Genomic DNA, 12798 nt, shown 5'->3' with positions numbered 1-12798 from the left:
ACACCGCTTACGACGCCTTCCGCTCCATCGGCTCGCCGACGACGAATCCACCGCCCTGGAACCGCTGCGCGGGATCGTCGTACTCGGCGGTCGGCGCCGTCACCGGGAACAACCCGGCGAACTGTTCGGAGCTGTCGCGCGGACGGAAGCCGAGGAAACCGACCTTCGTGTTGTCCCACCACTTCACCGGGTTGTCCGACGCGCCATAGACGATCGCGTGCCCGACGCGGTTCGTCAGCAGCGAGCAGCGCACGAGCTCGATGAAATCGCGATAGCTGAGGAACGTGACGAGCATCCGCGGATTCTTCGGCACCTCGAACGACGAGCCGATCCGCAGACATACGGTTTCGATCCCGAAGCGGTCGAAGTAATACCGCGACAGCGATTCGCCGAAGCACTTCGTCACGCCGTACAGGCTGTCGGGGCGCAGCGGCGCATCGGCGTCGAGCACTTCCGTGACCGGATGGAAACCGATCGCATGGTTCGAGCTCGCGAACACGACGCGCTTCACGCCGTGCTTGCGCGCGGCTTCGTACAGGTTGTACGTGCCGGTGATGTTCGCGCCGACCAGATCGTCGAACGGCGCATCGACCGAAATGCCGCCGAGGTGGACGATCGCGTCCACGCCGTCGACGAGCTGCATCACGGCCGGCCGGTCGGCCAGGTCGACCACGCGGATTTCTTCATGCGCGGCCGCGTCGTCCAGCGCCGCGATGTCGCTGACGCGCACGACGTCGGCCCAGTCGGCGAGCGCGCCGCGCAACTGGCGGCCGAGGTTGCCGGCCGCGCCCGTCAGCAGCAGGCGGCCGAACGATTTGCGCGCGGCGGTGGATGAGGCGTTCATCGAATCTCCTTGGATCTGACCTGAAGCGGAAAACGTTTTCCAACTATACGCGGACGCGCCGCCGAACGTCAATGGTCGAACCCGTTCGCAGCCATCCGCACTTTCCCGATATCGACGGCTGGCCGCGCGCCGGCTTTTTCTGCCACAATCCGGCGTTATCGAACGAAAACGTTACCCTTCCGATGAAAAAAGTTTCCCCGACGATCCGCGACGTGGCCGCGGAAGCCGGCGTGTCGGTCGCGACGGTATCGAAGTACGTGAACGGCACGCAGCGCTTCTCGCCGACCGTCGAGGCCCGGCTCAAGGAGGCCATCGAGCGGCTCGGCTACCGATCGAATCCGCTTGCGCGTTCGATGATCACCGGCCGCACGCGCACCATCGGCCTCGTGATCCTCGACATCAGCAACCCGCACTTCACGAACGTCGTGAAAGGCGCGAACCGCGTCGCGCTGCAGCACGACTACACGCTGCTGCTCGTCGATACCGAGGAGAGCCAGGCGCGCGAACGTTCGCTGATCGAGGCGCTCGCGCAGCGCGTCGACGGGCTGATCGTCAGCACGCGGATGCCCGACGAGGAAGCCGGCTGGATGCTCGATCTCAACAAGCCGCTCGTGCTGCTGCGTCGCAGCCCCGGCCTGCCGATTCCGAGCGTCGGCATCGACAACCGGCTGTCGACCTACATGCTCGCGCGCCACCTGCTCAACCTCGGCCATACGCGCATCGCATATCTCGGCTTCGGCACCGCGCGCGTGAACGACGAACGAATCCAGGGCGCGCGCGACTGCCTCGCCGAAGCGGGGCTCACGCTCGACGTGCACGACGCGCACGCGCCGACCGCCGAGGCCGGCGAGCGTGCGTGCTCGCGCGTGATGCTCGGGCCGCAGCGCCCGCAGGCCGTGATCTGCTACAACGACCTGATCGCGCTCGGCTTCATGAAGGAAGCCGCGTCGCTCGGCTTCCGGCTGCCGCAGGACGTGTCCGTCGCCGGCATCGACAACGTGCCGTACGGCGCATACGCGGCGCCCGCGCTGACGACCGTCGACATCCAGAGCGAGAACATGGGCGAACTCGCGATGCAGAAGCTGATCGATGCGCTCGCCGGGCGCACCGACGCGAGCTATTCGACGTTCGAGCCGCGGCTGATCATGCGCGCGTCGACCGCATCGGCCGGCTGACGCGGTCGCGACGCGTCACGTCCCCGAACGCAAAAACGCCGCCCGAGGGCGGCGTTGTCGCTTGCCGATACGCGATCACGCATCGAGTTTCGCGGGCTTCATCTTCGGCGTGAGCACGTGCATCACGGCCAGCGCGATCAGGTAGGCCGACGCGCCGATCGCGAACAGCACCCAGTAGTGGCCGGTGCGCTGCAGCACCTGGCCGATCACTTCCGAGAACAGCACGCCGCCGATCGAGCCGGCCATCCCGCCGATACCGACCACCGACGCGACCGCGCGGCGCGGGAACAGGTCGGATGCGGTCGTGAACAGGTTCGCCGACCAGCCCTGGTGCGCGGCGGCGGCGAGGCCGACGATCAGCACCGCGATCCACAGGCTCTGCACCTGCGACACGAACGCGATCGGCAGCACGCAGCATGCGCAGATCAGCATCGCCGTCTTGCGCGCCCGGTTCACGCTCCAGCCCGCACGCAGCAGCATCGACGACAGCCAGCCGCCGCCGATGCTGCCGACCGTCGTCAGCGCATAGATGCACACGAGCGGCAAACCGATGTGCTGCATGTCCATCCCGCGCGATTCGTTGAGCCACTTCGGCAGCCAGAACAGGTAGAACCACCACACCGGATCGGTCAGGAACTTGCCGATCAGGAAGGCCCACGTCTCGCGCTGGCGGATCAGTTCGCCCCAGCGCGGCGCGCCGGCGTTCGCGTTCGCCGCGTCGAGCGCTTCGGCTTCGTCGCGCGGCTCGTCGTATTCCGCGGCGAGCGCACGCGTGTCGGCCGTGCGATACATCACCAGCCATACCGCGAGCCACACGATGCCGATCGCGCCGATGATCACGAACGCCGCGCGCCAGCCGTAGGCCACCGCGATCGCGGGGATGATCGCCGGCGCGAACACCGCGCCGATGTTCGCGCCCGAGTTGAAGATGCCGGTGGCGAGCGCGCGTTCGCGGCGCGGGAACCATTCGGCCGTCGTCTTGATCGCGGCCGGGAAGTTGCCGCCCTCGCCGATCCCGAGCAGCGCACGCACGAACGCGAAGCCCGTCACCGAGCCGACCGCCGCATGCAGCATCGCGGCGATGCTCCATACCAGCATCGCCACCGCGTACGACACGCGCGTGCCGAGCCAGTCGACGATGCGCCCGAAGCCGAGCAGACCCAGCGCATAGAACGCCGAAAACGCCATCACGATGCGGCCGTACTGCACCTGGCTCCAGCCGATGTCGTGCTGGAGCATCGGCGCGAGCAGGCCGAGGATCTGCCGATCCATGTAGTTGATCACGGTCGCGAAGAACAGCAGCGCACAGACGGTCCAGCGGTAGCGGCTGGCGGCCGCGCGCACGGCGCCGACGACGGCAGATTGCATGAATGTCTCCGATGCGCGGTCGCGCCCGTCGCGCCGCGCGGTATTCGTTGACCGGCGACCGGCGCCGGGGCGAACGGCCCACGCGCTGACGCACCGGCCCTTTTCGCCAACCTGTCTGGAAAACGTTTTTCAAAGGATAGGGCGTCTGCCGGTGCCGTGTCAGTCGGGGATTTCGATGAGTCATCTCAAATTAGTCGCGGTAAAAGAGACGACTGTTTCGCAAAGTGGTATTAACCGTTTTTCCCCTGTTTTTCCCGCTGTGGCGCGGCGGGCGCGCGGCAGCCGAGACACATGTCCGATTCCAGCCAGAATCGACCGCGGGGATGGTTTACAGTCGTCCCATGCGCCTCGATCCCGACACCTGCTACGACGCCCTGCTTTCGCGGAACCGCCGCTTCGACGGCTGGTTCTTCGTCGGCGTCGCGACGACCGGGGTGTACTGCCGCCCGGTCTGCCCGGTGAAGCCGCCGAAAGCGCAAAACTGCAGCTACTACCCGACCGCCGCGGCCGCCGAGAAAGCCGGCTTCCGGCCCTGCATGCGCTGCCGCCCCGAACTCGCGCCCGGCCACGGGCTGCTCGACCTGTCCGGCAATCTCGCCGACGCGGCCGCGACGCTGATCGACGACGGCTTCCTGAATGCGCATTCCGTCGCCGCGCTCGCACGGCGCGTCGGCGTGACCGAACGCCATCTGCGCCGCATCTTCAGCGCGCAGTTCGGCGTGTCGCCGGTCGAGTTCGCGCAGACGCAGCGGCTGCTGATGGCCAAGCGGCTGCTGACCGATACCGTGCTGCCGGTGGCCGTCGTCGCGTCGACGGCCGGGTTCGGCAGCGTGCGGCGCTTCAACGACCTGTTCCGCCAGCGCTACGGCCTCAATCCGCTGCGGCTGCGCAAAGGGGCCGGCGCAGCGGCCGACGGCGACATGACCTTCCCGCTGCCGTACCGGCCGCCGTTCGCGTGGGCCGACCTGATGCGTTTTCTTGCGCAGCGGCGGATCGACGGCGTCGAGCGAATCGACGCGCACGGTTATGCACGCATCGTCGAACTGCCGAACCGGAACGACGGCGGACGCGTGGCCGGCTGGCTGTCCGTCGCGCACGTGCCGCAGCGCTTCGCGCTCGCCGTCACCGTGTCGCCCGCGCTGACGCCGGTCGTGCCGGCCGTGCTCGCGCGCGTGCGCCGGCTGTTCGATCTCGACAGCCGCCCCGACGTGATCGATGCGCATCTCGGCGATCTCGCGAGCGGTTCGCCGGGCCTGCGCGTGCCCGGCGCGTTCGATGGCCTCGAGATTGCGATCCGTGCCATCGCGGGCGAGCAGCTTGCGGCGGCGCAGGCCGATACGCCGCTGCTCGCACGGATCGCGGCACGCTTCGGCAATCCGGTCGATGGCGCGCCGCCGGGCCTCGCGCATGCGCTGCCCGGCGCCGCGACGCTGGCGGCGCTACCGCCTTCGGTCCTCGAAACGATCGGCATCGAGCGCGACACGGCGCACGCGATCGTGTCGCTCGCCCGCGCGGTCGACGACGGCACGCTCGCGCTCGAACCGATGGCGCCGCTCGACGCAACGCTCGCCGCGCTGCGCGCGCTGCCCGGCTTCGACGAACGCGCGGTGCAGTACGTCGCGATGCGCGCGATGGCGTGGCCGAATGCGTTCCCCGCCGACGACGCGTGGCTGCCCGGCCGCACCGAGCGCACGCGCGTATCATCATCGGCGCCGCATGCGGCACGCTGGGCGCCGTGGCGCGCGTATGCCGCGCTGCACGTGTGGCGCCTTCATGGAGAGAGGTTGCGATGACGCCCGCTCATCTGATTCCGAGCCCGCTGGGCGACATCGCCGTGCGCATCGAGGACGATGCGCTGACCGGCCTGTACTTCGTCGGCCAGAAATACTTCCCGTCGCTGGCGATCGTGCGCGAAGCGGATGCGCTCGCCACATCGCCCATCGCACGCCAGGTCGCGGAAGAAATCGCCGAATACTTCACCGGCGCGCGCGACACGTTCTCGGTGCCGATCCACCTGCGCGGCACCGCGTTTCAGCGGCGGGTATGGCAGGAACTGCTGGCGATTCCGTTCGGCGAACTCGTGTCGTACGGCGACATCACCGAGCGCGTCGGGCTGCCGATGAGCGGCGCGCGCGCCGTGGGCGGTGCGGTCGGCCGCAATCCGGTGTCGATCATCGTGCCGTGTCACCGCGTGGTCGGCGCATCGGGCAGCCTGACCGGCTATGCAGGCGGCATCGATCGCAAACGTGCGCTGCTGTCGCTCGAAGGCGCAGAACTTGCACGCAGTGTGCATCATCCGATGCAGCACGCGCTCGCGTTCTGATCGGCGGAACGCATCACGCGCTCAACACCGGCCGGCGCGCTTCACGCTTCGCATACGCGCCGGGCGTCACGCGGAATTTCGCGTGGAACAGCGCGATGAACGACGACGTCGAGTCGTAACCCAGTTGCGTGGCCACCGTGCCGATCGGCGCGCCCGCATCGAGCAGCGGCAGCGATGCGAGCAGCCGCACGGCCTGCCGCCATTCGGTAAACGACAGCCCCGTGTCCTGCCGGAACAGCCGCGACAGCGTGCGCCGCGTCGCGCCGACCTGATGCCCCCATTCGTCGAGACTGCGCGTGTCGCCCGGCGCCGCGTGCAACGCGCGCGCGATTTTCAGCAGGCGCGGATCGCGCGGCAGCGGCACCGTGAGCGGCGCCGGCTGCATGCGCGCGATCCGGTCCGCGATCAGGCACACGAGCGCACCGTCCGGCCCCGCCTCGTCGTAATTCACCGGCAACTCGCCGGTCGCGATCATCAGTTCGCGCAGCAGCGGCGTCATGCAGAGGATCGTGCAATCGTCGTTCACGTCGCGGCGCGCGATGGCTTCGTCGAGATACAGGCTGTGAAACGCGACGCAATCGCGCGTCGACACCGCGTGCGGCACGTGCGGCGGAATCCACATCGCGTAGTGCGGCGGCAGCAGTTGCCGGCCCGACGGCGTCGTCACCTCGAGCACGCCGCTCGTCGCATACATCAGCTGGGCCCACGGATGACTGTGCGCATCGACGCTCGCGTTGCCGGGAATGCCGAACGCCCGCACGTACAGCGGCCGCGGCAGGCGCGCCATCGGCGGCACCGCGTAAGGGTCGCCGGGTTGTCCCGCCAGCAACATAAGACGTCCTCCGAAGGTCATTGCACGAACGAGCGCGATGCTACCGTGGCGGCTCCTTTTTCACACGGCTTCCGCTCATGAGCGCTCATACCCGCATCACCCGCAAGACCGTCACCGCGATCCGCTCGACCAAAGGCATCGGCAGCCTCGTGTCGCTGACCGCGTATTCCGCGCCGATGGCGAAACTCGTCGACGACGTGGCCGACGTGATCATCGTCGGCGACTCCGTCGGCATGGTGCTGTACGGGATGCCCGATACGCTGCGCGTCACGCTCGACATGATGATTGCACACGGGGCCGCCGTCGTGCGCGGCGCCGCGCAGGCGTGCGTCGTCGTCGACCTGCCGTTCTCCACGTTCCAGGAATCGCCCGCGCAAGCCTATCGCTCCGCCGCGCGGCTGCTCGCCGAAACCGGCGCGCAGGCCGTAAAGCTCGAAGGCGGCTGCGAGATGACCGACACGATCCGCTTCCTGACCGATCGCGGCATTCCGGTGATGGCGCATGTCGGCCTCATGCCGCAGCAGGCCAACGCGACGGGCGGCTTCCGTGCGCAGGGCATGGACCCGCGTTCGGCCGCGCAGGTGTTCGACGCCGCGTGCGCGGCCGAGCGGGCCGGCGCGTTCGGCGTCGTCATCGAAGGCACCGCCGAAGCGCTCGCGCGCCATCTGACCGAAACGCTGACGATCCCGACGATCGGCATCGGCGCATCGCCAGCGTGCGACGGGCAGGTGCTCGTGACCGAGGACATGATCGGCGCGTTCGATGCGTACACGCCGCGCTTCGTGAAGCGTTACGCGGATGCGAACGCGGTGATGCGCGACGCGATCCGCCAGTACGCGCACGACGTGCGGCAGCGCGTGTTTCCCGAGCCCGCGCATTGCTTCGGATACGGCAAGCCGCTGCAACTGGCGGGCGCGGCCCCGGCTGCGTGAGGCGGGACGAACGACGCGGTTACCGCACGCTAGGTGCGCTGGCGCATCGCATGCGCGACCCGCGCGTTCGCTTCGAATTTCGCGCGATGCGTCGAGAAAAACGTCCGCACGTTGCGGACGTTCGATGCGCCGGTGAACAGCCGCCGCGCGAATTCGTCGTATTCGGCGACGTCGGCCAGATCGGCGATCACGACGAAATCGGGCCCCGGCGACACGCGATAGCACTGCGTGACGGCCGGCTCCGCGCACACGTACGCTTCGAACGCGTCGTAGTCTTCGGCCGTCTGCCGGTCGAGGCTGATCTCGATCAACGCGGTGACCGCCGTGCCGATCGCGACCGGGTCGAGCACCGCGACCTGCCGGCGGATCACGCCGGCCTCCGTCAGCCGCCGCACGCGACGCATACAGGTGGGCGGCGACGACAGCGCGCGCTCGGCGAGTTGCAGGTTCGATACCGATGCATCGTCCTGCAGGATCGCGAGGATGCGCAGGTCGAGATCGTCGAGGGTGATGCCGGCCATCGGCCACTCCTTCCCGTCAGAGATTGAAATTTAATTTCAACATGATAGACGATCCACCATTCGTTTCATTATTTATTATTTTTTGAAATTTAATTCCATTTCACTGGTTCTACCATCGCTCTCACTGATCCAGACGGGACATTTACGGAGCGCGATATGTGTGGAATTGTCGGGGCGGTTGCCCAGCGGGACATCCTGCCGAACCTCGTCGACGGCCTGAAGCGGCTCGAATACCGCGGCTACGATTCGTGCGGCGTCGTGGTCTACCGCGACCGGGCGCTGGCGCGCGCCCGCAGCGTCGATCGCGTCGCGAACCTGCAGCGCGAGATCGCCGAGCTGGCGTTGTCCGGTTACACGGGCATCGCGCATACGCGCTGGGCCACGCATGGCGCGCCCGTCACGCTCAACGCGCACCCGCACTTCTCGCCGAGCGACGCGAATGCGCGCATCGCGCTGTCGCACAACGGGATCATCGAAAACTGCGATCAACTGCGCGCGGAATTGCAGGCGCACGGCTATGTGTTCGCGAGCCAGACCGACAGCGAGGCGATCGCGCACTTGATCGACCACCTGTACGACGGCGACCTGTTCGACGCGGTACGGCGCGCGGTCGCGCGACTGCGCGGCAGCTATGCGATCGCGGTGATGTGCCGCGACGAGCCGCACCGGATCGTCGGCGCGCGCGACGGGATGCCGCTCGTCGTCGGAGTCGGCGAAGGCGAGAATTTTCTGGCGTCCGACGCGATTGCGCTGTCGGGCATCACCGATCGCATTGCCTACCTGGAGAACGGCGACGTCGCCGACATTCAGTTGCATCGCTACTGGATCGTCGACGCGGCCGGCCAGCGCGTCGAGCGCACGGTACAACGCGTCGCCGCGCATAGCGGCGCGGCCGATCTCGGATCGTATCGCTACTACATGCAGAAGGAGATCTTCGAGCAGCCGCAGGCCGTGGCCGATACGCTGCTCGACGTTTCGTCGATCATGCCCGAGCTGTTCGGCGACGGCGCGTGGCGTGTGTTCAACGACGTCGATTCGGTGCTGCTGCTCGCGTGCGGCGGCAGCTATCACGCGGCGCTGACCGCGAAGTACTGGATCGAAAGCATCGCGAAGCTGCCGGCGAGCGTCGAGATCGCCAGCGAGTTTCGTTATCGCGACAGTGTGCCGAATCCGCGCACGCTGGTGGTTGCGGTATCGCAGAGCGGCGAGACGGCCGATGTGCTCGGCGCCGTGCATGTCGCGAAACGCAGCGGGATGATGCATACGCTCGCGATCTGCAACGTGGCGACGAGTGCGCTGATGCGCGAATGCGCGCTGCAGTTCGTGACGCGTGCGGGGATCGAGATCGGTGTGGCGTCGACGAAGGCGTTTACGACGCAGCTCGTTGCGCTGTTCCTGCTGACGTTGTCACTGGCGCAGGTGCGCGGGCGGTTGAGCGACGATGCGGAAAAGGAGCATCTGCGGGCGCTGCGGCATCTGCCCGATGCGATGTCGAAGGTGCTCGCGCTGGAGCCGCAGATCATGGCGTGGTCGGAGTTGCTCGCGCGGCGCGACAACATGCTGTTTCTCGGGCGCGGGATGCATTACCCGATCGCGTTGGAAGGCGCGCTGAAGATGAAGGAGATTTCCTATATTCATGCGGAGGCTTATCCGGCCGGGGAGTTGAAGCATGGACCGCTGGCGCTCGTCAGCAATGAAATGCCGGTGATCGCGGTCGCGCCCAATGACATGCTGCTTGAAAAGCTCAGGTCGAACATGCATGAGGTCAGTGCGCGGAATGGGCGGCTTTTTGTGTTTGCGGATGTGGACTGTGGGATCGTGCCGAGTGAGGGGATCGAGGTGATTCGGCTTAACGAGTACTACGGGCCGTTGTCGCCGATCTTGCATACGGTGCCGATGCAGTTGCTTGCGTATCACGCTGCGTTGGCGCGGGGGACGGATATTGATAAGCCCAGGAATCTGGCTAAGTCGGTGACGGTGGAGTGATTGCTTGGCCGTCGCTTCATCAAGCGCCAAGATCGGCCTGGCTCGGAAAGACAGTGGCGTCGATGATAGTTGCCGACCCACATCTGCCGTTCAAACTGCTCACACCGCTACGACCGATTTAGGCTGCGGATTCAACCCGTCGATGCAACGAATTGATGAAAGCGCTCAGCCGGTGTATCGAAGTCTAGCGTCTTTCGAGGACGCTCATTGAGCCGCCTAGCGACAGCGTTGAGCTTGGCCTGCGAATAGGCGAAGAGGTCGGACCGACGCGATAGCGGGCTTGCGGAACACCATACCGTTACCTAAAAGCGGGCCGGACAATCAAACATAAGCTGGCCGTCCTGAGGCTCACGGGAGAGGATTGCCGAAGGACCGCAAAGCATAAATCGACCCTGCAAACAGGATTAGCTTAAACTGCCTTTTCGATCACCTCCTTTAAAAAACGGGAGATTGCGCCACGAAATTATGTCATGGACCACGAAGAAAAAGCGAAGGCCAATTACGGTCTACACGTGTCAAGGTCTTCCGACCCTGCCGCGCATTATCCTCGATCAGTCTATCTAACTTTATCTCACTATCGGCAAGCACACCTCGCCATCGAATGTTAGTTCGGTGTTACAGATCGCCCCCGATTCTTCGCGCCAAGGGTCTCCCCGCGCGTTTCATTTGCGCCCAGATGCATGCATCCAACTCTGACGGCCTTACGCCGAGCGCCCGACTGAAATCAAGAAAACGCTTTTCGAGTCCTATATATTCCCCGGGACGAGACAACGTCGTCGGGAACAAGCCGCAGTAGGCACCGGCACGTAAGATATGGATGTCGAGGATGGCAACCTCGTCACTACCAGTGTAGTTGCGCACAATCCAAGAGGCAGTCTTTAGGCCAATTCCCTTCAACGAACTGAGCCACTCCCGCAGAACTAACGGCTCTTTCGGCGGAACCGTCCTCTGGAACGCCGCCGCGATGTCAGCGAGAACGACACTTTTCGTTTTGGCGAACCGGTATTTGATTTGGCGACCTGCGACCGATAGCGGCTTTGAAAGACAGAAAGCGATCTGCTCCGCTGGAACGTTTACCCTGATGAGCCCCTCATCACGCAGAGCCGCGAACGCCGAGTTCCCGACTTCGGCCGGAATGCCGTAACCGCCCAAAACACAGGCGAAAGTTTCCTCAAGAAGGCTTTCCCCAAGCCGGTACCTTGGCGGCACTCCATCGTCTTGCAGCATCAGCGCCCGCCAATACGCTGGGCTGCACAGATCCGCGCAGTGCCCCCAGCGCACGCCGGGTATGACCTCGTCGTCCGGATCGGGAATCGAAATGGGTTGACGGTCGCGACGTCTGGGAAAGATCAGTTGCGGCATTTCGGCCTCAGTTCAAGACGCCGTATTATAGGAAACTGAACAGATAAATTTTCCTTTTTTTACGACCTCGGCAAATGTCCCCGCTCACTCTCAGATCAAGACGGCCTGGTCGCCTGCCGCGGTTTCGCATGCTATGCCCTAGTGCCCCTCCTCAGTCCGGCTGGCCAACATATCAGCGAGCATATAAAGGAGCGGTTGCACGACCGGACAGAAAAAACCGGCGGCATTCTTTAGTAAGTCCTCGCGATCCGCTTCAATGGTCACCACTCCACACACGTCACTACCCTGCCAATGAATCGACTGCGGCGCCCATTTGTTGTTCGGAATTGAAAGCGAGATGAAGCTCTTGACACCTTTCCCTGGTCCCTCCTTGTAAAAGCGGCGAGTCGCATCTTGCTGATGATCGCTGACCTCCTCCGCGATTCTAACCAACAGCCGCGGAACCGAATTGCACTCGTAAATTCGCCCCAGGAACATTGCGCGCGCGCCCCCTGGAAGGAAGTCTCTCTTATTGTTGGACTTATCGCGCCGGAGCACGGGAACAGCGAACTCCACGAGTTGACCGAGGCCCTGAGCCGAAACTTCGGCGTGACCGCCAGTAACACTCAGACTTGCAAACGTTTCCAAATAACCGTGATGAGACTCGCTCGCCGGCAGCATCGCTACATCAACGGCCCGCGCCAGTTTCGGCACTGCAACCCCTTGCCCAGTAAACCGCATAAGATACACGCGATAACTTGCGTCAATGTTGCCGTCATAAGCACGAGCTAATTGCTCGAGTATGGCAAGAATTTTACAAATGTAAGAATCCATCTGCGCAAGGTTCATACGTTGCCCCGGTGCGGAAGCGAGCAGTGCCCGCGCTGCGGCGTCTGCGTCCCTCGCATCGCTGAAGCCTGCCTCCAATTTTTCGAGGAACGCGTCCGGCGGCATGCTTTCAAGTCCATGCAATTTCTTGTTTAGATCATTCTTATGCTTATTGTCGATGTCGCTGTCAGCAAACTTGTTCAGACCGAACAAACCCGCTGCGCTCGCAACCAAAATCCAGAAGATCGTCGCTTCGAAACTCCAATGGAAGTTTGCGAGCAGGATACTGTTTCCTTTCGCGGGGTCGGCTGGCAGAGCGAGCGACGTCCGGATCGAATTCGTGAAGAACGACGCCAGCGCCCCTGCCAAAACTGACAGCACGGCCGCTACACCGTTCAGCAGTGGTGAGTTCCCTATGCCCACGAACCAGGATCGAAGCCGCTGCTCCGACAATGCGCCTACTCCTTTGTTGTTCATCACTATTTCGGCAGTTTGTATAGGTTGACGCCGGCAACCAGCCCTGTGCCGACGGACGTTGGTGGTCCCGTGCCCGTTACTGCGCGCGCTGTCATATAGCACGAATTGTGCGATATTATCCCATGAGAAACTTCATACCTGTAGTAAGAACAAACTTCAAGGGAGCGCCCA

Annotated in this window: 11 protein-coding genes and 1 pseudogene; 5 read left to right on the top strand and 7 right to left on the bottom strand. The window is 64.6% G+C overall.

Going from position 1 to position 12798, the window contains the following annotated elements; genetic code table 11:
- Positions 1–7: 7 nt before the first annotated feature.
- Entirely contained in the window at positions 8–844 is an 837-nt protein-coding gene (locus KU887_RS27905) for an NAD(P)-dependent oxidoreductase (RefSeq protein WP_258256349.1), read from the bottom strand.
- Positions 845–915: 71 nt separating this feature from the next.
- On the opposite strand from KU887_RS27905, the gene KU887_RS27900 reads away from it, so the two are divergent.
- Positions 916–2019: a LacI family DNA-binding transcriptional regulator gene (locus tag KU887_RS27900; RefSeq protein WP_258256348.1), complete on the top strand. Its 1104-nt coding sequence runs from the start codon at positions 916–918 to the stop codon at positions 2017–2019.
- Between the two features lie 75 nt (positions 2020–2094).
- Here KU887_RS27900 and KU887_RS27895 read toward each other — a convergent pair whose 3' ends face one another.
- Entirely contained in the window at positions 2095–3387 is a 1293-nt protein-coding gene (locus KU887_RS27895; protein WP_258256347.1) for an MFS transporter, read from the bottom strand.
- Between the two features lie 323 nt (positions 3388–3710).
- On the opposite strand from KU887_RS27895, the gene KU887_RS27890 reads away from it, so the two are divergent.
- On the top strand, positions 3711–5180 hold the full coding sequence (locus KU887_RS27890; RefSeq protein WP_258256346.1) for a DNA-3-methyladenine glycosylase 2 family protein: 1470 nt from the start codon (positions 3711–3713) through the stop codon (positions 5178–5180).
- Entirely contained in the window at positions 5177–5710 is a 534-nt protein-coding gene (locus KU887_RS27885; RefSeq protein WP_258256345.1) for a methylated-DNA--[protein]-cysteine S-methyltransferase, read from the top strand. The genes KU887_RS27890 and KU887_RS27885 overlap by 4 nt, the downstream gene beginning before the upstream one ends.
- Before the next feature lie 13 nt (positions 5711–5723).
- Here the strand turns inward: KU887_RS27885 and KU887_RS27880 are convergent, their stop codons facing one another.
- Complete coding sequence (locus KU887_RS27880) at positions 5724–6542, bottom strand: helix-turn-helix domain-containing protein (RefSeq protein WP_059722319.1); 819 nt, start codon at positions 6540–6542, stop codon at positions 5724–5726.
- Positions 6543–6619: 77 nt separating this feature from the next.
- Here KU887_RS27880 and panB point away from each other — a divergent pair, with 77 nt between their 5' ends.
- The gene (panB, locus tag KU887_RS27875; RefSeq protein ID WP_048984266.1) at positions 6620–7474 is read left to right on the top strand and encodes a 3-methyl-2-oxobutanoate hydroxymethyltransferase; all 855 of its coding nucleotides are present in this window, start codon (positions 6620–6622) and stop codon (positions 7472–7474) included.
- Positions 7475–7503: 29 nt separating this feature from the next.
- Here the strand turns inward: panB and KU887_RS27870 are convergent, their stop codons facing one another.
- Positions 7504–7995 carry an Lrp/AsnC family transcriptional regulator gene (locus KU887_RS27870; RefSeq protein ID WP_006495781.1) on the bottom strand — a complete coding sequence of 164 codons (492 nt, stop codon included), beginning with the start codon at positions 7993–7995 and terminating at the stop codon, positions 7504–7506.
- A gap of 156 nt (positions 7996–8151) precedes the next feature.
- On the opposite strand from KU887_RS27870, the gene glmS reads away from it, so the two are divergent.
- On the top strand, positions 8152–9981 hold the full coding sequence (gene glmS / locus KU887_RS27865; protein WP_258256342.1) for a glutamine--fructose-6-phosphate transaminase (isomerizing): 1830 nt from the start codon (positions 8152–8154) through the stop codon (positions 9979–9981).
- A 131-nt stretch (positions 9982–10112) separates the two neighbouring features.
- Here glmS and KU887_RS27860 read toward each other — a convergent pair.
- From KU887_RS27860 to KU887_RS27850, 3 genes and pseudogenes are all read right to left on the bottom strand, one after another.
- Positions 10113–10241, bottom strand: a pseudogene (locus KU887_RS27860) (IS30 family transposase); the annotation flags it as partial.
- 355 nt (positions 10242–10596) lie between these two features.
- The gene (locus KU887_RS27855) at positions 10597–11343 is read right to left on the bottom strand and encodes a hypothetical protein (RefSeq protein WP_258256341.1); all 747 of its coding nucleotides are present in this window, start codon (positions 11341–11343) and stop codon (positions 10597–10599) included.
- A 138-nt stretch (positions 11344–11481) separates the two neighbouring features.
- Positions 11482–12627 (bottom strand): hypothetical protein, encoded by a 1146-nt coding sequence (locus tag KU887_RS27850; protein ID WP_258256340.1) that lies wholly within the window; start codon positions 12625–12627, stop codon positions 11482–11484.
- Positions 12628–12798 lie beyond the last annotated feature (171 nt).

It is taken from the genome of Burkholderia sp. EMB26 (assembly GCF_024730645.1).
Lineage (GTDB): Bacteria > Pseudomonadota > Gammaproteobacteria > Burkholderiales > Burkholderiaceae > Burkholderia > Burkholderia cenocepacia.
The sequence above is the reverse complement of the archived record's forward strand: the minus strand, read 5'-3'. Positions and strand labels throughout refer to the sequence as shown.